This window comes from Desmospora profundinema (assembly GCF_031454155.1).
In the GTDB taxonomy this organism is placed as follows: Bacteria; Bacillota; Bacilli; order Thermoactinomycetales; family DSM-45169; genus Desmospora; species Desmospora profundinema.
In genome coordinates this window covers 222,092-242,159 of the sequence record NZ_JAVDQG010000004.1, presented here as the reverse complement: position 1 = coordinate 242,159, position 20,068 = coordinate 222,092, and the positions used below count along the sequence as shown (strand labels likewise).

The 20,068-nt window shown below is 56.1% G+C and carries 21 protein-coding genes; 4 read left to right on the top strand and 17 right to left on the bottom strand.

Annotation, left to right across the window (positions count from 1 at the left end):
- Positions 1–2 precede the first annotated feature (2 nt).
- Positions 3–1,469: a nicotinate phosphoribosyltransferase gene (locus JOE21_RS10205; RefSeq protein WP_309865574.1), complete on the top strand. Its 1,467-nt coding sequence runs from the start codon at positions 3–5 to the stop codon at positions 1,467–1,469.
- 511 nt (positions 1,470–1,980) lie between these two features.
- Here the strand turns inward: JOE21_RS10205 and JOE21_RS10200 are convergent.
- Complete coding sequence (locus JOE21_RS10200; RefSeq protein ID WP_309865572.1) at positions 1,981–2,817, bottom strand: sulfurtransferase; 837 nt, start codon at positions 2,815–2,817, stop codon at positions 1,981–1,983.
- 221 nt (positions 2,818–3,038) lie between these two features.
- Here JOE21_RS10200 and JOE21_RS10195 point away from each other — a divergent pair, with 221 nt between their 5' ends.
- Positions 3,039–3,773 carry a M23 family metallopeptidase gene (locus JOE21_RS10195; protein ID WP_309865568.1) on the top strand — a complete coding sequence of 245 codons (735 nt, stop codon included), beginning with the start codon at positions 3,039–3,041 and terminating at the stop codon, positions 3,771–3,773.
- Positions 3,774–4,034: 261 nt separating this feature from the next.
- Here JOE21_RS10195 and cbiB read toward each other — a convergent pair whose 3' ends face one another.
- From cbiB to JOE21_RS10120, 15 genes are all read right to left on the bottom strand, one after another.
- Positions 4,035–5,018: an adenosylcobinamide-phosphate synthase CbiB gene (gene cbiB / locus JOE21_RS10190; protein ID WP_309865565.1), complete on the bottom strand. Its 984-nt coding sequence runs from the start codon at positions 5,016–5,018 to the stop codon at positions 4,035–4,037.
- On the bottom strand, positions 5,005–5,706 hold the full coding sequence (locus JOE21_RS10185) for an adenosylcobinamide amidohydrolase (protein ID WP_309865562.1): 702 nt from the start codon (positions 5,704–5,706) through the stop codon (positions 5,005–5,007). The genes cbiB and JOE21_RS10185 overlap by 14 nt, the downstream gene beginning before the upstream one ends.
- Entirely contained in the window at positions 5,703–7,193 is a 1,491-nt protein-coding gene (locus tag JOE21_RS10180) for a cobyric acid synthase (protein WP_309865559.1), read from the bottom strand. The genes JOE21_RS10185 and JOE21_RS10180 overlap by 4 nt, the downstream gene beginning before the upstream one ends.
- Positions 7,190–7,807, bottom strand: a complete 618-nt coding sequence (locus tag JOE21_RS10175) for a histidine phosphatase family protein (RefSeq protein WP_309865554.1) — start codon at positions 7,805–7,807, stop codon at positions 7,190–7,192. Before JOE21_RS10175 ends, JOE21_RS10180 begins: the two co-directional genes overlap by 4 nt.
- Positions 7,780–8,517, bottom strand: coding sequence for an adenosylcobinamide-GDP ribazoletransferase (gene cobS / locus JOE21_RS10170; protein WP_309865551.1), 738 nt, complete (start codon positions 8,515–8,517; stop codon positions 7,780–7,782). The genes JOE21_RS10175 and cobS overlap by 28 nt, the downstream gene beginning before the upstream one ends.
- Positions 8,514–9,050: a bifunctional adenosylcobinamide kinase/adenosylcobinamide-phosphate guanylyltransferase gene (cobU, locus tag JOE21_RS10165; protein ID WP_309865549.1), complete on the bottom strand. Its 537-nt coding sequence runs from the start codon at positions 9,048–9,050 to the stop codon at positions 8,514–8,516. Before cobU ends, cobS begins: the two co-directional genes overlap by 4 nt.
- Positions 9,047–10,180 carry a threonine-phosphate decarboxylase CobD gene (cobD, locus tag JOE21_RS10160; RefSeq protein ID WP_309865547.1) on the bottom strand — a complete coding sequence of 378 codons (1,134 nt, stop codon included), beginning with the start codon at positions 10,178–10,180 and terminating at the stop codon, positions 9,047–9,049. Before cobD ends, cobU begins: the two co-directional genes overlap by 4 nt.
- A 28-nt stretch (positions 10,181–10,208) precedes the next feature.
- Entirely contained in the window at positions 10,209–11,255 is a 1,047-nt protein-coding gene (cobT, locus tag JOE21_RS10155; protein ID WP_309865544.1) for a nicotinate-nucleotide--dimethylbenzimidazole phosphoribosyltransferase, read from the bottom strand.
- Between the two features lie 65 nt (positions 11,256–11,320).
- Positions 11,321–11,749, bottom strand: coding sequence for a GNAT family N-acetyltransferase (locus JOE21_RS10150; protein WP_309865541.1), 429 nt, complete (start codon positions 11,747–11,749; stop codon positions 11,321–11,323).
- Between the two features lie 458 nt (positions 11,750–12,207).
- Entirely contained in the window at positions 12,208–12,897 is a 690-nt protein-coding gene (locus JOE21_RS10145) for an aspartate/glutamate racemase family protein (RefSeq protein WP_309865538.1), read from the bottom strand.
- An 82-nt stretch (positions 12,898–12,979) separates the two neighbouring features.
- The gene (locus tag JOE21_RS10140; RefSeq protein ID WP_309865534.1) at positions 12,980–13,222 is read right to left on the bottom strand and encodes a hypothetical protein; all 243 of its coding nucleotides are present in this window, start codon (positions 13,220–13,222) and stop codon (positions 12,980–12,982) included.
- The gene (locus JOE21_RS10135) at positions 13,219–14,730 is read right to left on the bottom strand and encodes a tripartite tricarboxylate transporter permease (protein WP_309865532.1); all 1,512 of its coding nucleotides are present in this window, start codon (positions 14,728–14,730) and stop codon (positions 13,219–13,221) included. The genes JOE21_RS10140 and JOE21_RS10135 overlap by 4 nt, the downstream gene beginning before the upstream one ends.
- Positions 14,731–14,745: 15 nt before the next feature.
- Positions 14,746–15,213, bottom strand: a complete 468-nt coding sequence (locus JOE21_RS10130) for a tripartite tricarboxylate transporter TctB family protein (RefSeq protein WP_309866072.1) — start codon at positions 15,211–15,213, stop codon at positions 14,746–14,748.
- A gap of 70 nt (positions 15,214–15,283) precedes the next feature.
- A complete protein-coding gene (locus tag JOE21_RS10125; protein WP_309865529.1) occupies positions 15,284–16,294 on the bottom strand; it encodes a tripartite tricarboxylate transporter substrate binding protein in 1,011 nt (336 codons plus the stop codon).
- A 197-nt stretch (positions 16,295–16,491) separates the two neighbouring features.
- Entirely contained in the window at positions 16,492–17,217 is a 726-nt protein-coding gene (locus JOE21_RS10120; RefSeq protein WP_309865527.1) for a hypothetical protein, read from the bottom strand.
- Between the two features lie 369 nt (positions 17,218–17,586).
- Here JOE21_RS10120 and JOE21_RS10115 point away from each other — a divergent pair, with 369 nt between their 5' ends.
- Positions 17,587–18,285 (top strand): HD domain-containing protein, encoded by a 699-nt coding sequence (locus JOE21_RS10115; RefSeq protein ID WP_309865524.1) that lies wholly within the window; start codon positions 17,587–17,589, stop codon positions 18,283–18,285.
- A gap of 60 nt (positions 18,286–18,345) precedes the next feature.
- Here the strand turns inward: JOE21_RS10115 and JOE21_RS10110 are convergent, their stop codons facing one another.
- Positions 18,346–19,314 carry an ABC transporter substrate-binding protein gene (locus tag JOE21_RS10110; protein WP_309865522.1) on the bottom strand — a complete coding sequence of 323 codons (969 nt, stop codon included), beginning with the start codon at positions 19,312–19,314 and terminating at the stop codon, positions 18,346–18,348.
- Positions 19,315–19,515: 201 nt separating this feature from the next.
- Between JOE21_RS10110 and JOE21_RS10105 the strand changes: the two genes are divergently transcribed.
- Positions 19,516–19,977: a hypothetical protein gene (locus JOE21_RS10105; RefSeq protein WP_309865519.1), complete on the top strand. Its 462-nt coding sequence runs from the start codon at positions 19,516–19,518 to the stop codon at positions 19,975–19,977.
- Positions 19,978–20,068: the final 91 nt, after the last annotated feature.

Sequence of the window (20,068 nt, the reverse complement as noted above, 5' to 3'; positions counted from 1 at the left end):
TCATGCAACCATCCACAGGGTGGGCCCTGCACACCGATAAGTATCAGATTACGATGATGTACGCCCATTGGAAAAACGGTTCCCACCGGGAGCGGAAAACCTTTGACCTATATTTCCGCAAACTCCCCTTCGGCAACGGTTTTGCCGTTTTTGCCGGTCTGGAGCGAGCGATCCAATACCTGACATCGCTCCGTTTCACAGAGGAGGATATCCGCTACCTGGCCGAACAGGAAGAGCGCTATGACCCTCGCTTCCTGGATCTATTGCGGGAGTTTCGTTTTACCGGCGATGTCTACGCCATGCGGGAAGGCCGATTGGTCTTTCCCAATGAACCCCTGCTGCGGATCGAAGGGGATGTGATGGAGCTTCAGCTGGTGGAAACCGCCCTGTTGAATTTTATTGGATATCAAACGCTGATCGCCACCAAAGCGGCGCGGATCAAAACAATCGCCCCTGACGACACCCTGATGGAATTTGGAACCCGCCGGGCCCAGGAAGCCGAAGCGGCTGTCTGGGGCGCCCGTGCCGCTTATTTGGCCGGTTTTCACGCCACCTCCAACCTGCGGGCGGGGGAACGGTTCGGCATCCCCACCAAAGGAACCCATTCTCATGCGTGGGTGCAGGATTTTGATTCCGAGCTGGAATCCTTCCGTGCCTTTGCCGACGCCTTTCCCGACCAATCCGTGTTGCTCGTAGACACCTACGACACCTTAAAGAGCGGGGTTCCCCACGCGATTCAGGTGGGGTTGGAACTGCGGGACAAAGGGCACAAGCTGGCGGGGATTCGCCTGGACAGCGGTGATTTGGCCTATTTGTCCAAAGAGGCACGCAACATGCTGGACGACGCCGGCTTAACCGATACGGCGATTGTCGCTTCCAGCGACCTGGACGAAAACACGATCCTCAACCTGAAATCCCAGGGAGCCCGCATCGATGCCTGGGGAGTGGGGACAAAATTGATCACGGCATACGACCAGCCGGCCCTGGGTGCCGTCTACAAACTGGTGGCGCGGGAGCAAAACGGGGAATGGATCCCGTCCATCAAAATCTCCTCCAATCCGGAAAAGGTAACCACTCCCGGCGTCAAGACCGTTTACCGCATCATCGACCGGGACAGCGAAAAAGCCCGCGGAGACCTGATCGTGAAAGAAGGGCAGACCGTGGATGAAGATCAACCTCTCACCCTGTTCCACCCGGTCCATACCTACCGGAAAAAGAAGGTGAGACACTTTCGGGCCGTCAATCTACTGGAACCGGTACTCCAAAAAGGGAAAGTCGTTTCAGACATCCCCGATTTGGAACAGTTAAGAGCCCTTCATGCCGAGGAACGCTCCCACTTTTGGGAGGAATACCTGCGCCTGTTAAACCCGGAGGAATACCCTGTCGACTTGTCGCCGGAGCTGTGGGAGACCAAACAGCAGTTGGTCCGCAAAATCTATCAAACCATCCGGGAGGAAAACGGGAAATAAACGATAGGTTGGCACGATGAAAAGGCGCCGCCATCGGCGCTTCCGATTGATGACAGAGCGAGACCCGGGAACGGCGTGACCGAGGCGATACTTGTACTTTGAAAGGCCTGTCTATTTTCCGCAAGAACAGGAGTGGGGGCGGGATGGCTGGCTGAGAGCCTTTGCACTCACAGAGCACAAGTCTCGCCAGGGTCACTGTTGTTCCCTGGTCTCGCTATGCGCTTTTTGCAACGAAACGAAGACAGCCATCCCGCTCCGGGGTTCCGCCCAATAGATGATCTCACCTACCTTCGTAAAGCGAGACCGGGGTCCGCAGTCGATCCCCTCTTCCTGACATAAAGAGTTTGACAGCGGCATCAAGCACCACCAAGGCGCTTCTTTCTATGAAGGAAGGTTTTTTCATATTTTTAACGGAAAACCCAAACAGAAGGAAAAAACAGAAGCCGAAACCGTCAGTACGGTGTGAAGCCCACTAACATAAAAAACGGCTGCGCTTAAGCGCACAGCCGTTTTATTTTTGCAATTCCGGCCCCTGCCGGATCGGATTTTCCTCATAGCTGATCCAGTCGCTCCAACTGCCGGCATAAAGACGGGCATTTTCAAAACCGGCCAGGTGCAGGGCCAGCAGGTTGGCACAGGCCGTAACCCCGGATCCGCAGTAGACAATGGGCCGGCTGTCTTTAGGCAGGTCGGAAAAACGCTCCCGGATCACCTCCGCCGATTTCCAGCGTTGTCCTTCTTCCAAGTTATCCTTCCAAAAATAGTGGACCGCCCCCGGAATATGGCCCGCCTTGGCATCAATGGGCTCCCGCTTTCCTTCATAGCGCTCCCGCTCCCGGGAATCGATCACCCAACCCTTTTCCGCTTTCGTCTCTTCCATCCCCACCAATCGTTCCGGTTGACGGATGCGAGGATGAAACCGGGTCGGCGTCGGCTCCGGTTTCTCCTGTGTGACCGGATGGCCTGCCTTCTTCCAGCCTTGGAAGCCCCCGTTCAACACTGCTGCCCGTTCATGCCCCAAATAGCGCAGCATCCACCACAGCCGGGCCGCCATCGCCCCTCCCTGATCGTCATAGGCCACAACCGTCTTCGTGTCGTCGATGCCTGCCGCTCCCAGCTTCTCCACAAACCGGTCCAGATCGGGAAACGGATGGCGACCGCCATGCTTCCCCACCGGTCCCGACAAATCCCGTTCCAAATCCATATAGCGAGCACCCGGAATATGGCCCTGCTCATACGCCTGGCGGCCCGCTTCTTGATCAGCCAAATCAAAGCGGCAATCCACCACCACCCAGTCCGGATCGTCATGATGCCCGCGCAGTGTCTCCCTATCCATCAGTGGTTTCACGGTTTCTCCTCCTTACTCCATCGAAAGCGCTTTCAGACTCCTGTGTGAATATGATCCTTCTCCTTTTCTCATTGTAACGGGAAAAGGAAGGTTCACCAACCCCTTGGATCGGAACCACTCCCTCGACATGAGCAGGGATTTTCCTTTTTTAGGCATAGATTTCAAGCCGTTAAGGATACTAATCATGCTTGACCCATAAAGAAAAGGAGGCCCGATAGAAAATGAATGCCTTCTGTAGAAAGGCAACCGTCGCTGTCGTATCCGTCTGTCTTCTCTCCGGGTGCGGAGGACTGTATCAAGGGCGGCCCGAAACCCCTCCCCAGCAAACTCGGCACCAGGCGGACCCCGAGGCTCGTCCCGCTCCGGTCCAAAACGCCGACCAAGTCTTTACCCAAACCGAGTTCATCATGCCGATTAAAGAGCAGTGGTGGGTATTTTGGGGCGGGACAAACGTGCGGGACAATTACCACTATGCCTATGAAAGCCAGCGGTATGCGTTTGATCTGGTCATCCGAAGGAACGGTCGAACGTATACCGGAAACAAAGCGAGAAATGAAAGCTACTATGCCTTCGGCAAAGAAGTGATCGCACCGGCGAGAGGAGAAGTGACTCAGGTTGAAAGCGGGATTCCGGACAATGTACCGGTAGGGAGAATGAATCCCCGAAACCCCTTCGGCAACTATGTCATGATCGACCACGGAAACAACGAATACAGTGTGATCGCCCATCTGAAAAAAGGATCCCTTCAGGTCTCGGAAGGACAGACCGTGGAACAAGGGGAACTGATCGGGCTTTGCGGAAATTCCGGAAACTCCAGTGAACCCCACATTCACTTTCACGTCGCCAACACCCCGGAATTAAATCAGGGTCAATCCATCCGCATCCGTCTGCGGGACAACGAAAATCCGGTCCGCGGTGACTATGTACAACCGGCAACCCCAGTCGATCAAGAATGATCGGCTGGGTTCTTTTTTTTATTTACCATCGGATCCTCCAACACCACTCGATTGTTGTTGGCATAGCGTAGACGTTTTGATGAGCGCTTCTTCCTCACACCCTTCATCCAGTTTTAGGGTTAGAAATAGGCCCACTAGTATTCGTTGTTTTTATTTTGGGAGCTCACCCTGGGGATCACCGCTTGGTATCATTCATCTCGTCAAAAAGCGGGGTCCTTTTGAGAAACAACAAAAAAGCCGACCTGTCGGTCGACCGTTTTTTTACCGCCAAATATCCCATCCCAGCCACAGCAGTGCCGCCGCAACGGCGAACAACGCTGTACACAGATGCAGCACCCCGATGGAGGTGACGATGTGCTCCCTTCGTTTCGGCTCCAGCGGATCCCCCATCGTCGCCCGGTGGGAAGCCACTCCCTGGTAGCGGTTGACGCCCCCCAGCTGGATGCCGAGCCCACCTGCCATGGCCGCTTCCATCCAGCCGCTGTTGGGACTGGGGTGTTTGGCGGCGTCCCGGCGCAGGGTGCGCCAGGCCCGGCGGGCGTCTCCGCCTTTGAATGCCAGTGCCAACAGTAAAAACGGAGCCGTCAGCCGGGCGGGGAGCCAATTGGCGGCATCGTCGAGGCGGGCGGACGCCCAGCCCCAATCCCGATACCGCTCGTTTTTGTAGCCCACCATGGAATCGAGGGTGTTTACCGCCCGGTACGCCATCGCAAGGGGCGCTCCCCCGATGGCGGCATAAAAAAGGGGGGAGGTGACGGCATCTACAATGTTTTCCGAAACGGTTTCCACGCCGCCTCGCACCACTTCCGCCTCGTCCAGATCATGGGTATCCCGTCCCACGACATGGGAGAGCGCTTCCCGGGCCCCTGCCAGATCACCGGCCGCCAAGGCATCGGCGATCTTTTTTCCGGCATCGGCCAGCCCTTTGGTGGCGATGGTGGCGGCGATGAGCCCCGCTTCCACCAGCCAAGCGGCCCAGAAGGACCAGGCGGCGATCCCCCGCAGGATAAACCACGTCACCGCAAAGGCGGTCCCAGCCACCACCAGCGGCAGCAGGCACCCCCACAACCGGGCCGCCCTGCCGGAAACGTCTTTGCGATGGATCCATGCGGACAGGCGGCGCAAGAGGGACTCCAAACGGCTAATCCCCCATCCCATGGCGATGACGGGGTGGGGGATCCAGCGGGGGTCTCCGATGGCGCAGTCCAGAAGATACGCCGCCATCAGGAGGCTAGCGGTTCCCATGGCGATTCTCCCGTTGCAACACCCGCATGAGCGCCTGATGGACGGCCAGGGCGATGCCCCTTCCCAGAGGGCTGGCGCTGCCGGCGTAGTGATGGCGCTCCCCCCGGGCGGGATCCTGGGTGGCGGCGATGACGACGGCATCGGTGGTGGTGCCGGTGACCACATCCCCGTCGCCGTCCCGGATATCCAATTCCTGCAACACAGCCGTTTTGGCCTCGGTGGCGGTGATGACTCCGTTTACCATCGCACAGGGGTCCACCTGTCCGTCGATGATCAGGATCGTGTTGATCGTGCCCGGTTCCGTCAGCAGCGGATAGACGGGTCCCGCCTTACCGGCTCGGGCGGCGTTGCTCACCCCCGCCGTCACAATCGCCGCCAGCCGAAATCCCTCTCCCGCTTCCTCAGTGACGGCGGCGTCTTCCATCCGAGCGGCGGTCAAGAGAGCGACGGTGGCAGACGGATCCATCCCTTGGGTTCCGAGCCACTCCCGCGTCTCCGCTACAGGGCGGGGATGACAATATCCTTTTTGGACATGTCGGTTGACAATCCGCTTGCCTCGAAACCAGCCCCCTCCGACAGGGGCACTGGACAACATCTCCATCTCCACCGGCGCATCCACAGTCAAGTGGCTGGGGGTTACCGTCACCTGCCAATTCGCTTCCGACCACAACGGCCAATGGGTCGTCATCGCCTGACCCCCTTTCTTTCGATCAGGGCCCGGACGGCTTCCAGATCGAGATGTTCCCGTAGCCAATCGGCCAAGGCGGCATAGATCTGGTCCCGCTCGCGGATCGGTTCCTCTCGATCCAGCGGGGGCAGTCCTTTGCGCTGGCGCAGGTGGTTTAACCAGGACCGCGTCCAGGCCGGGGATTGAAACAGTCCGTGCAGGTGGGTGCCCCACACCCGGCCCGAATCATTCACACACCCGTCCCGGGTTCCGTCCTCTCTCTCCAGCAGAGGAATGGCGCCTGTGAGGCAATCCTCCCGGCCCAGGTGGATTTCATATCCCTCCAGTTCTAGGCCGTATCCCCAACCGGGAGCCAGCCCCCTCGCCCGCACCTGCGCGGTCCGTTTGCCGGGCCGGAAAGTGGTCGCAACCGGCAGCCAACGGAGTCCTTCCTGATCCGGGTCGTCCCATTCCACCCCATCGGGGTCGTGCAAGCGGACCCCCATCATCTGATAACCCCCGCAAATCCCGACGATTTCTCCTCCCTGTGCCCGGTGCGCCTCCAGCAGGGGAAGAAGCCCCGATTGCCGCAGCCAAAAAAGGTCCGCTATCGTATTTTTGGTCCCGGGGAGGATAACGACATCCGGATTTCCCCATTCCGAAACACGGGACACATAGCGGAGACGGACGTCGGACGCTCCCTCCAAGGGAGCAAAGTCGGTAAAGTTGGAGATGCGGGGAAAGCGGATCACCGCCACCTCCAAAGCCGCATCCCCCGTTTCCTTCCGTGAATCCAGAGCGAGGGAGTCTTCCGGGTCGATCCCGGGATCCCGATAGGGCAACACCCCCAGCACCGGGATCCCGGTGCGCTGATAAAGCCACTTGAGGCCCGGCTCCAATAAGGAACGATCCCCTCGAAACTTGTTGATCACCAGTCCGCGAACCCGTGCCCGTTCGTGAGGCTCCAGGATCTCCAGTGTGCCGATGAGGGAGGCAAACACCCCGCCGCGGTCGATATCGGCCACCAACAACACCGGCGCGTCCACCAGCTCTGCCGTCCGCATATTGACGATGTCCCGCTCCTTCAGGTTGACTTCTGCGGGGCTGCCCGCCCCCTCCACCACCAAGACGTCGTAGCGTTGGGACAACCGATCCAGTGATTGCCGCACCGGCTGTAGCATCTCATGAGTGTGCGCCTGATAATCGCCGGCGGCCATATCCCGGTAGTGGCGTCCGTGCACGATCACTTCCGATATCCGATCTCCCTTTGGTTTTAACAGGATCGGATTCATATCCACGCAGGCTTCTGCCCCTGCCGCTTCCGCCTGTACCGCCTGAGAACGGCCGATCTCCCCGCCGTCCCGGGTAACGGCAGAGTTTAAGGCCATGTTCTGCGCTTTAAAAGGAGCCACGCGCAAGCCTTCTTCCAAGAGCCAGCGGCACAAAGCGGTGCACAGGACGCTTTTTCCCACATCGGAGGCGGTTCCCTGGACCATAATGGCTTTCAAATCCCTTCCTCCCTCCATTTTCCGTCGTGGTGCCGGAAGACGAACCAGCTTCCCGGCATGACATCCCGATCCCAGAAACGACCGGGATCCCCTGCCACCAAACAGGCGTAAAACCAGCGGATCGGCCCCCCGTGGCTGACGACCAGCACCGTCTCCCCTTCGTCGTGGCTTTGGAGAAGACGGTGGAGCCACCTCTCCAAGCGCCGTCCCAAATCTGTCAGGGTCTCTCCCCCAGGCGGGGCCACCTGCCAAGGATCCCGGATCCAGGCCTGTAGGTGCTCCTGATCCGATTCCATTAACTCATCGTAGGTTTTTCCTTCCCAGGCTCCAAAGGAAAGCTCCCGCAACGCCGGTGTGCGCACCACCGGCAAATCCGGATGGTCCCTGAGCCACGGTGTTGCCGTTTCCTCACACCGGCTCCGATCACTGATGTGCAACACATGCGGCCGCACCTGGGGAGACACGGATCGGAACGCCGTTTTCGCCTGCTCCCGCCCCCGAGTAGTCAGCGAGGGATCCAGATGACCGCAATAACGCTTCTCCCGGTTGGCGGTGGTCTCCCCGTGCCGCAGCCAGATGAGGCGCATCAGCGCACGCCCCCGTACCACAGACATAGGAGCAGCACCACCACTTCCGTGATCTCCGCGGTCGCACCGTATATGTCGCCGGTCAATCCGCGCAGGCGGCTGCGGGCCGACTGGCCGATGATCCAGACCACCAGCAGGGTGGCCGTCAGCAGGATTGTCCCCCACCAACCCGTGGTGAGAAAGAAGGCTCCGATCCCGATCCCTAACGCATACACCAAGCGCCACGGAGTCAAGTTTTCTTTCATTCCCAATCCGATGCCGTCCTTCTTCACATAGGGAAAGAGGCGGATCGACAATACCAATGCCAGCCTTCCCGCCACCGGTGCGGCCACCAACGCGACCCACATGGCATCGTCGGCTAAGGATACCAGCACGCTGAATTTCAGCAGGAGAACACTAAAAGCAGTCAAGACGCCCATCGCACCGACACGGCTGTCTTTCATAATCTCCAAGGTGCGCTCCGGTCCCCGGTTGGCACCGAACCCATCGGCGGTGTCCATCAGTCCGTCCAAGTGGAGACCGCCTGTGAGATATACCCACAGCACCGTCAACATCGCCCCCCTGACCAGGGACGGAAACAGGCTGCCCACCGCCTGGTCAAACAGGACAAACGCCCCGCCCAGGATCAATCCCACCAGTGGATAGTGACAGGGACTCTTGGCCCAATCATCCCGATCGGAGGAGACCGGTGCCGGGATTCGCGTCAAAAACGCCAGCGCCGTAAAAAACACATTCATCCTTTTACCCTCCACGGAATGCCGGAGATAACCATCCACACTTCATCGGCGAATTGCGCCACCCGCTGGTTGACTGCCCCCAAAGCGTCCTGGAACAGCCGCCCCAACGGACTCATAGCTACTCCGCCCCACCCCGTCTCCGACGTCACCAGCACCGCCTCCCGGCCGGACAGAGCCGTGATCAGGTCATCCGCTTCTTCCACCAGAGAGCGGATTTGCTCCTCTTTTTCGGCGGAACTGAGATCTTGCGGCCATTTCATCAATCGGTTCGTCACCCATGTGGATAAGCAATCCACCATCACGGTCTCCCATGAACCCGGCTTCTCCAAAGCAAGAGCCGGATGGAGCGATTCTTCAACCACCGTCCAAGATGGAGGACGGCGTTCACGGTGGCGCCGGATCCGCTCGGCCATCTCTTCGTCCCCCGCCCAACCGGTGGCCACGTATAAAACCCGATCTCCGGTACGGGCGGCCAACTCTTCGGCGTAAGCACTTTTTCCTGAACGGACCCCGCCGGTTACCAAACGAATCATCGTGATTCTTCCTTTCTCTCCGTCTCCCATTCTATGAAGGCGGACAGCAGCCGCTCATTCTCCTCACGGCTCCGCACCGCCACTCTAATATAAGTATCATCCAATCCAGGATAAGTGGAAGCATCCCGGATCAGAATCCCCCGTTCTCCCAACGCCCGCTGCCATTGATGCGAAGAATAGCCGCCACTGGCCCGTCGTCCCGTCAGACGCAGCAGCAGGTAATTAACCGATCCGGGAAACACATGGACACCGGCCACCCGTTTCAGTCCTTCCAATAAAAAGAGACGTTCCCGGTGCAGCCAGTCAGCCGTCCGCTCCTCATATTCCCGATCCGACAAAGCCGCTTCCCCCGCCAGCTGTGCCAGTCCATTCACACTCCACGGAATTTGGCGCGCTTCCAACTTCTTCACCCAGGAGGGGGAGGCCAAGGCATAACCCAGCCGCAAACCGGGCAAGGCGTAAAACTTGGTCATGGATCGCACCAGCAGCGTGGTGGGAAAATCGGACAACTGCCGCTGTAACGTAAACGCTCCGGGAACAAAATCCAGAAAGGCTTCATCCACCACCAGCACGCTCCCGTGCCGGGCCGCTTCCTCCGCCGCCGCTATCAGCGATTCCTCCGGAAAAAGGGTTCCGGTGGGGTTGTTAGGATGGCCCAGATAAGCCAGATCCACCTGCCGCACCCAGCGAAGCAGCTCTTCACGCCCCGGCAGCCAATCCCGCTCCTCGGACAGGGGGAGGGGGACCACCTCGCTCCCCCGCTTGCGGGCGGCGGCTTCATACTCGGAAAAAGAAGGATGGGTCACGCCCACCCGCCGGGGGCGGATTATATCGTGCACCAAGTCCAGCAATTCCGCCCCCCCGTTCCCGACAGCCACCCAATCAACCGGGACATCACACTTGCGGGCGAGTGCCCGTTTCAAGGAACGGGAGCGGGGATCCGGGTATTGCGTGAGAACCGGCTGTCCGGATTCCGTCAGTGCGCGGTGCAGCACTTCCAGAACCCCGGGCGGCGGACCCAACGGGTTAATATTGGCGCTAAAATCGAGAAAATCGGATGCTTCCCGATGAAAGAGGAAACCAGCAGTCCAACGATCCCCCCCATGGCCATACCGTTCCACTCCACTCATTCCCCCCACCCCTTTCCCGATGATGATATTATAATCCCAGATCTGCAAAGGTGGCCATTTCCCGGGCCGTTGCTACCGCACCGTCCAGAAGAGGAAAGGTCAACACCGCTCCACTCCCTTCTCCCAGACGCATTCCGGCCTGAATCAGCGGAACGAGCCTCAGTTCGGCCAAGAGCCAGCCGTGAGCCGGTTCCTGGCTCAAATGGGAAGCCAATAGATACTCTCGTGCCGCCGGGGCCATCCGCACAGCCGTCAATGCGGCGGCAGTGGCGATAAAGCCGTCTACCACAATCGGCAACCGCTCGGAAGCGGCACCCAGCACCAATCCGGCCAAACCCGCCAGTTCCAGCCCGCCCACCTTGGCCAGGGCATCCAGCGGATCCCGGGGATCCGGGCGGTTGACACGAAGCGCCTCTTTCACCACCCGGCATTTCCGCTCCAACCCCGTATCATCCAAGCCGGAGCCTCTCCCTACGACCTCGGACACCTCCCGTTCGGTGAACACGGCCGCCAACGCAGAAGCAGCCGTCGTGTTTCCGATTCCCATCTCTCCGGTTGCCACCAATTGAACCCCTTCTTCTTTCAGTTGCTTGGCCACGTCGATCCCGATCTTTACCGCTTGTTCGGCTTCCTCCCGCGTCATCGCAGGCCCAACAGCCATATTGGCCGTTCCCGAACGCACCTTGCGCACCCACACGTCAGGCGGAGCTTCCTCCAAACGGCTGCCCACATCCACGACCCGGACATCGGCGCCAAATTGACGGGACAAGACATTCACCGCCGCTTTTCCGCGGCTGAAATTTTGGATCATCAGTGCGGTAACATCGCCGGGGTATGCACTTACTCCCTCTTCCACCACCCCGTGGTCTCCGCACATCACCACCGTCATCTTGCGGTCAATAACGGGAATGATCTCCCCGGTCATTCCCGCCAACCGGACCACCACTTCTTCCAACCGCCCCAATGCACCCAGCGGTTTTGTCAGGTTATCCACATGGTGGCGCGCTTTCGTTTGCGTCTTTTCATCCAATGGGGGAATAGACAAAATCGTTTCCTCGATCAACCGATGTTCCATCGGGCTCCTCCTTTGCTTTATCATCTTTTGATCATGGTCCAGTCCGAAAAACCACCGGACCTTTCTCACTCCCCGTCCAGCTTTCGTCCGAACACGAAGCTAACCTTTTCGTATCCCATCTTTTTTTCATAGAATCGGTGGGCATCCAGCCGGGCCAGGCCGGAGGAGAGGACGACACGGACACACCCCTGCTCCCGGCCCCACCGGTGCAGGGAGGAAAGCAGCCGTTCTCCGAATCCGCGGGAGCGGCAGTCGGAGCGGGTGACCAGCTCATGGACAAAAAGATGCCGACCGTTGTAGAGATTGGTGGCCACCACCACCCCGGCCAAGGCCACGACCTTCCCTTCTTCCCGTAAAGCGAACAGGCGATAGCCGCTATCCGTTCGCATCTCGTTCACCAAACGCAAAAAAGCCTCTTCATCTAGGTGTGTGCGCAACTGACGCATCACGGGATACGATTCTCTCCACTCTTCTGGGGAGGTCAGCTCTTCCATCCTGCGCTTCTCTCCTTTTTGTACCGTTTTAAGTTCTCTTATTTTGGAGGTTTCCCATCCCCCTGACCCAACTATCTCTTCCAAGCTTAATCATCGCGCAAAGCAGCCGTTCTGACAAGCGACATCGCGTGTCAATTCTAGCGGAAATCGTCTCCTTTTTTGATAGAATACAATTACCTGTTTCCTGCCCTATCCCATTTCACCCGTAAAGGACGGAGTGCCATGATTGCCTTTCGCCGGATGGATCAACTCACCATTTTTGACACCGTGAAACTGTGGAACCGTGCATCTATCAAACCTTTAACCTCGTCGCATCCCAGGCGCTTTGTCAGGTGTTGGAGCAGATCGGATTTTAAAAACAACAGGGACAGGTGTGGATGGAAAACAAAAGATTCACCTCCGAATCGCAGAGGTGAATCCAACGATGATAAATACAGCATGAGAAGACGATAGACCCTCTATCCGGCGGCCCAGTCCACTGCTCGAAGAGCATGGATATGCGTCGTGTCGTACAGTGGAAGGGGACTGTCTTCTTCCCCGATCAGCAGGGTAATTTCGGTACAACCCAAAATAATGGCTTCCGCCCCCCGCTTTGCCAGACCGGCCATCACATCGCGGTATGCGGTGCGCGATTCTTCCCGGATCACGCCTTGGCACAACTCTTCATAAATAACGGAGTGAACACGGTCGCGTTCTGCCGGTTGCGGAACCCATACCTCAAACCCCCGGTCCTCCAGCCGTTCGATGTAGAAGCGTTTTTCCATGGTAAACCGCGTCCCCAGAAGGCCCACCCTGCGGATCCCGTCCGCCTCCATCACATCCGCCGTGGCATCTGCAATGTGGAGAAGGGGCAGCTCAGTTCCGCTTTGTATGATCGGTGCCACTTGATGCATCGTATTGGTGGCGATCACCAGAAAATCGGCACCGGCATGTTCCAGGCGTTTGGCTTCTTCCGCCAGCAACCGCCCAGCCTCTTCCCATTGATTTTGATGCTGCAGACGTTCAATCCGGGCGAAATCGACGGATGCAATCATCATGGGTGCGGAGTGCAGTCCGCCCCTTCTCCTTCTGGTTTCTTCATTGATCCATCGGTAATAAAGAGACGTTGACTCCCAGCTCATTCCGCCGAGCAACCCGATTGTCTTCACCCATCATCCCTCCCAACCAGAATATTCTTCACCAAGCCCTCCCCTTCCTTTTCTCTTATTGGGTCTCCTTTTGAAGAGAATTTCATGACCCATGCGTAAGGGAGCATTCACCGATGGGCGGACAATCGGTTGATGGAAAGCAAAATCCCCTGGTTCCCGTATGAGGGTACCAGAGGATTGAATGATCCAGGCGGTGGGGACCCCGGGTAGAGCCGGCGTCGACGGCGATGACATGAGGGTTGCGCTTCAGCCCCGCTCGCAGGGAGGAAAGCGGATAGCCGTATCCCAGCATCCCCAGGGGGGAGAGAACGCGCCACGCACTCACGAGGCAATCCCCCCGTTGGATTGGTGACGGGAATGAATCCACTTTTTCACCAACGGCCAAGTCAGAGACAAGGCCCCCAGCAGCAACAGGGTCAACGTAATCGGCCGCTCGGCGAAAATGGTCCAATTTCCGCTGGATAGGGTAAGGGACTGCCGCAGGGATTGCTCCATCATCCCGCCCAGGATAAATGCCAGGATCAGAGGGGCGGCGGGAAAGCCGAATCGGCGCATGATAAATCCAACGATCCCGAAGACGATTAAGAGATACAGATCAAAGGTGCTGAAGCTGACCCCATACACCCCGATCAAGCAAAACAAGATCACCAATGTGATCAACATCGGTTTGGGAATCAAAAGCACCCGGGCAATAAAGGGAATCAAGGGCAGGTTGAGAACCAGCAAAAACAGATTCCCCATGTACATGCTGGTCACCACGCCCCAAAACACGTCGGGACGTTCAGTCAGCATCAGCGGCCCCGGCTGCACACCCAACACCAACAGGGCCCCCAGCATCACCGCCGTCGTCCCCGAACCGGGGATGCCCAATGTCAGCAAAGGAACAAAAGAACCGGTACACGCTGCGTTATTGGCGGTTTCAGGTGCCGCCACCCCTTTGACGGCTCCTTTTCCAAACTGGGAAGAGTCCTTGGCCAACCGTTTTTCCGTGATATAGCCCAAAAAGGAGGCGATCGTGGCGCCTGCTCCCGGGAGTACACCGATCAAAAAGCCCATCACCGATTGGCGCCCCACCGGTCCCGCCATCTCCTTCGCTTCCGCTTTGGTCACCTTCAGACTCCCAATCTTGTGCGCAGAGTCGATAGTGGACCGCTTGCGGGTCAAAATCAGATTTCCCACCTCCGCCAGAGCAAAAACCCCGAGAGCGACGATGAGAAAGTCGATTCCCTCCATCAGTTCAGGAGTGCCAAACGTAAAGCGCTGGGTCCCTGTCTGGGCGTCAATGCCCACCGTTGCAAACATCAGCCCCACCACAGCGGCGATAAACGCTTTGATCACCGATCCTTCCGACAGGCTGGCGATGGCCGTCAACCCCAGCAGCATCAGGGCAAAATACTCCGGCGGTCCAAATGTGACCGCAAACTGAGCCAATCCGGGCGCAATCAGCATCAAGGCGACCACTCCCACAGTTCCCCCGACAAACGAGCAAATGGCGGCCACAGCCAGCGCCTTGCCCGCCTTCCCCTGCTGTGCCAAGGGATAGCCGTCAAAGGAGGTGGCCACTGTTCCGGCGACTCCGGGAGCATTCAACAAAATGGAGGAAGTGGATCCCCCGAACACCGCTCCGTAATACACCCCCGCCATCATGATCAAGGCGGAAGCGGGATCCATCCCATAACTGAGTGGAATCATAATGGCGATGGCGCTGATCGGACCCAGACCCGGCAGCATCCCAATCACCGTGCCGGCCAACACCCCGATAAAGACAAAGAGCAGGTTTTCAGGAGACAGCGCCACTTGAAGTCCGTACAATATACTGTCCAATGTTTCCATTTTCGCTTCCCTCCTTTAAAAGGGCAGGGGACCCTGTGGTAAATAGATGTTTAGAAGATAGTTAAACAGGTAATAAGTCACTCCCGTAAACCCGACAGCTACCGCGGTATTCACCACCCACCGCCGGTATCCCAACAGACCGGTCACCCCGATCAAAAAGGGAACCGTTACGAGCACATAGCCCACCCATTCCAGCAATAGGACATACAGCAAGGTAAACCCGACGACGGCACCGATGATGCACCAGTCTTTTCGGGTCACCGGTGCGGCGGATGTCCGAGGGGAGTCCTTCCCAAAGAAAAAAAGCAACACCGCCAAAACCAACAACAGCCACCCCAACCCGATGGGCAGTGCGTCCGCATCCATCACCGCCAGAGCAAAGGCGGGAATCCGATAACTAAAAGAAAGATAGATAACCGCTACAACTGCCAGTACGATAGCCGCTTTCCGATCTCCGGTCATCATTTTCCGGCACACCGCCATTTTCAAACGGGCGCGCCTCCCTCCTCTTTTGAAAATATGGGATGGCAGCACGTGCCATCCCATGGTTTCATTAATCTAGTCCCGCCTCTTCCATCAATTCGGAAAAGATTTCATATTCCTGATCCAAGTGTTCCTTAAATTCTTCCCCGGTCATAAACCATTCCACCCATCCATGCTTCTCGGCCTGTGCCTTCCATTCGTCGGTCTCCAGCATCGTTTTTATTTGTTGTTCGTAGTACTCCACTGCGGCGGGATCCATTTCCGGAGGACCCATGATACCCCGCCAAATGATAAACGTATCGTCAATTCCCTGTTCTTTCAGAGTCGGGAATTCGGAGATGGCATCTCCCTCCAACCGTTCCTCCGCTGTAATCGCCAATACCCTGACCTTACCGGCCCGTGCATGTTCCACCGCTTGAGACACGCTGGTCGAGTAGACATCCGCATGACCGCCCAAGAGCGCAGTGTCCGCTCCGCCATCCTGCATGGAGACATACTTTAGTTTCTTTACATCTACACCGGCTTTGTTCGCCGCTTTGACGAACTGCATGTGATCCATGCTGCCGGGAGCCGAGTTCCCAACGATGGAAACGGACTGCGGATCCTTTTTCAAATCTTCCATCAATTCGTTGATGTCATTCCACTTCGCATCTTCTTTCACTACAATCGCTCCGTAGTCGGCGATCACTCCAGCAACCGGTGTGAAATCCCGATGCCCGTGGTCGGATTGACCGCTAAGCGGAACAAACAGGATCGGTGGCGAGGTGACGAACAGCGTGTGGGGATCCCCTTTCTTTTTTGCGATATAGGACCAACCCACGGCACCGCCGCCACCCGGTTTATTGACGACGGCCATCGGTTTGTCCAACAGCTGTTCCTGGTCCATTACCGTCTGCATCGTGCGGGCCGTGGTGTCCCATCCCCCGCCCGCCCCCGACGGTGCGATCATCTCAATCGGTTTGGTCGGCTTCCAGTCTTCCGCAGCCCCCTGATTTCCCCCAGCGTCCGGTCCGCTGCAAGCAGCGGCCACCAAAGCCAAAGCAATGGCTCCAACACCCCACATCCGTTTTTTTCGATTCATGGTGTCACTCCCTCACTACATTTTGGAAAGCGCTTTCAACTTGCTCCAAGGATAACGGACGGTGTCCGTTTTGTGAACAAAAGGGACATAAACTCCTTTTTGTTCATTTTGTTCACAGGTTCCCCAAACAAAAAAACATGTCCTTTCCTATGGAAAGGACACGTTTACTTATGAAGCCGGCTTTTCATCGCACCCGCTTACAACGTGAGGTCGTTGTCACCGGCCTGGTTGAGTAAACCCTGCCATTTTTCGCGTTCTTCCAGGGACCATTCCGCCCGGGTCAAATAGACAATGGCATAGAGACCATCATCGTTGGACAAAAACCGGGCCAGTCCGTTCACTTTCTCAAACGTCTCCCCGTCAGTCAGACCGATCTGCACCAGCATATGATCCCGCTCCTGATCCAGAACATCCCAGCTGACTTTGCCCTCAAACTCCTCTTCCAACGACTCCCTTGTCGCTTCCGCCACCACAAAAGTGGTGATAAAGTTTTGCATACCGGGATAAGCGTGAACCTGGATCAATTCCTCCACATAATCCGAATTCCGCCCTCCTGGCGTAAATTGGGTCAGTTGAAATTCTTCTTCATACTCTTCAAAACTCTCTTCCGCCCAATCCTGGTCATCAACGAAAAACGTCAGATTGCTGGCTGTCAATTCCACAGATCGCTCATCCGATCCGGAAGATTGCGATTCCTCCAAGTCATCACCGTTGGTCGGCGGCTGCGCATCCAGGTCATCCTCTTCTTCTGTGGCTTCTTCCTCTTGCTGTGCCACTTGATCTTCCCACTCTTTCAACTCTTCTTCCATTCCCTGAATGACAACCAGCGAACAACCGCTGGAAAATAAGAGTCCAAAAATCGCAATCAGGGTACCCACCCACTTGAATGGCAATACAAACACCTCTTTAAAATCTGGAATCATCTTCCCCTCTTATCCTATCGAATTTCGACCGACGGCGTCACTAGGCAGAATAGACTAATGTCATCCATTCTTCGACCAATTTCCCAAAAGCAAGCACCAAGCGAGCCGGTTGTGGTTCTTTCCGTAAAGGTGGTGTACCATGGTATTGCGAATCGGTAGTCGTCTAGGATCTGTCTGGTAATTCTTTTTTCCACTAGAACGAGAGAGGGTCGGGTTGGCTTTTGGTTCGCCTTTGCACTCACAGAACACAAGCCACTCCTCTGTCACATTCGTTCCCAGGTCTCGTGATGCGTGACAAATACGCCGCAGGATTTTCAAACATTCCTCCCGGGTAAATCGATATTGGTATAAAAGGTGTGGATAGAAAGCATGACCATGCAACCGGAAACGACGGATCCATTGGTACAACAAACCATCCGATATGTACAGGAAAAAATGATGGGGGAAGAAAGCGGCCATGATTGGTGGCACGTCCACCGCGTGTGGCTCTTGGCCCGCAAACTGGCAGAAAAAGAGGGGGCCAATCGTCGTATTGTAGAATTGGCCGCTTTACTCCACGACATCGCAGACTGGAAGTTTCACGGAGGAGACGAGACGATCGGTCCCGCCACCGCCCGCACCTGGCTTCAATCCCTGCAAACTCCGAAGGAGATCACCGATCCCGTCTGCCGAATCATCGCCACACTCTCGTTTAAGGGAGCCCATGTCCCCACTCCCATGGAAACCCTGGAAGGAGCCGTCGTGCAGGACGCCGACCGCCTGGACGCCATCGGCGCCATTGGAATTGCCCGCACGTTCGCCTACGGGGGCTTTGCCGGACAGGAGCTGTATCATCCGGATATTCCGCCGCTCCTTCATCAAAGTGCGGCGGAATACAAACAAAAACGTTCCACTTCCCTGAACCACTTCTATGAAAAGCTGTTTTTATTGAAAGACCGGATGAACACTCCCACCGCCCGCTGCATGGCGGAAGAACGGCACCGTTACATGGTGGAATACGTCAAAAGATTGGCGGACGAATGCGGCTTGGATGTATTACCGGGTTCCCCATTCCAGCTGGAAGAATAAATCAGCCGGACCTGCTCGGTCCGGCTGGTGTCTATTTTATCCATCATAGAGACTCAAGGCTTATTTTTCATCCAACAGATACTTCTCCAGATCGTCCAACAACAGATTGGCCGCTTTGACACCGCCTGCGGTGGTCCATACCGTATCGTCCACCTTATAGGCTTTTCCTTCCTTCACAACCTCCAGCTTCTTCCACAGAGGATCCTGAGTCCACTCCTTTTCCAATTCCGTTCCCTCATTGCTTCCTTTTTCCTCATAGGTGAAATAGAAGAGCACATCCCCTTCCATCTCCGGGATCCGTTCTTTGGTCACCTCTGCTGCAAAATCATCCAGATCCTGAGCGGACGGGCGGTTGAAGCCGATCTCCTTTAGAATGACACCCCCAAAGGTATCGTTATAATAGATGCGGGTAACGCCCGGCATGAAACGGACGAGGGAGACTTCGGTGGACAGCTTATCTCCAGCCCGTTCCCGGATCTCTTCCACCCGTTTGTCAAAATCAGCAATCACTGCTTCGCCCTCTTCTTTCTTGTTGACAGTGTCTGTATACAGTTTGAAATTGTTTTTCCACTGTGCCCGCAAGCTTTCCGCAAAAACTGTCGGGGCGATGCCGGAGAGCTGGTCATAAATCTTTTCCTGTCTCATCTTGTTTCCAATGATCAGATCCGGCTTCAGGGATGCGATCTTCTCCAGGTTGGGCTGGAGTTCCGTCCCTACGCTTTCCACCCCGTCCATCTCCTCTTCCAAGTGGTGGTACCAGGTTCCCTCACCGGTAAAGGCTTCAACCGCCCCCACCGGTTTCACCCCCACGGACAACAAAGATTCCAGGCCTTCATTGGTAAGGACGACCACACGTTTCGGTTTCGCCGGTACTTCGGTTTCACCCATGGCGTGTTTAATCAAACGCTCTTCTTTTGCCTCGTTGTCGGATGGGGTAGCATCCGACGGATTCCCGCACCCCGCCAACACCATTAACGAGAGACACAAAATCAAACCGCTGCGGATCAATCGCTTGCGAATGCCCTTCATGGAAACTTCATCTCCTTAATTGACAATGATAATTATTTTCATTTACTGATCATATCGGTCGATCCTTTTCCTGTCAAGTAAGAAAACGAACCAGCCGATCCATCCAAAAATAAGAAAGCCATAGATACCCCGATACAATCGTAATTGGATCTCATTTCGCCACCCTGTATAATACCAATAGACAAAAGAGAGGAGCATCGCATGGAGAATCCGAGTTGGTTGTTTGTCATAGCAACCGTGATCGCTGTTGTGGGAAATGTAATTGTTTTTAGGCAACTGGTATCCCACATTCAACGGAAAGAGAAGAATCAGGAGAACTGGGATGCGGAACAGGAATTGATTCACTTTATAAAAAGAATCGCCGTGGTTGAGGCGATTCCGATGATTTTAGTAGGACTCGGTATCCTACAAGTCTTAAATACGGAAGAAATGGAGATAATGCTTCCTCTTGGATTGATCATCCTCATCATGTTTTTTGGTATCATCCGTATTTTTCTTTTGCGTCAGGAAGTACTTACAGATCCAAGTACATCAGATCATACGAAAAAAATCATTTCTATTTACAGTACTATTTTCATTTGCTTCGTCGACGTGATTCCCTTGATCTCTATCGTTATTTTTTTCTTACCAAGAACCTTGTTGGAGTCCCTTTTTCGTTTTTAACACAATCGTAAAAAAGCCCCTATCCAGGGGCTTTTTTTATACCATTTGCCTGCTGTTTCAAAGACGGGAGGAATCTGATTCAAGCAACGGT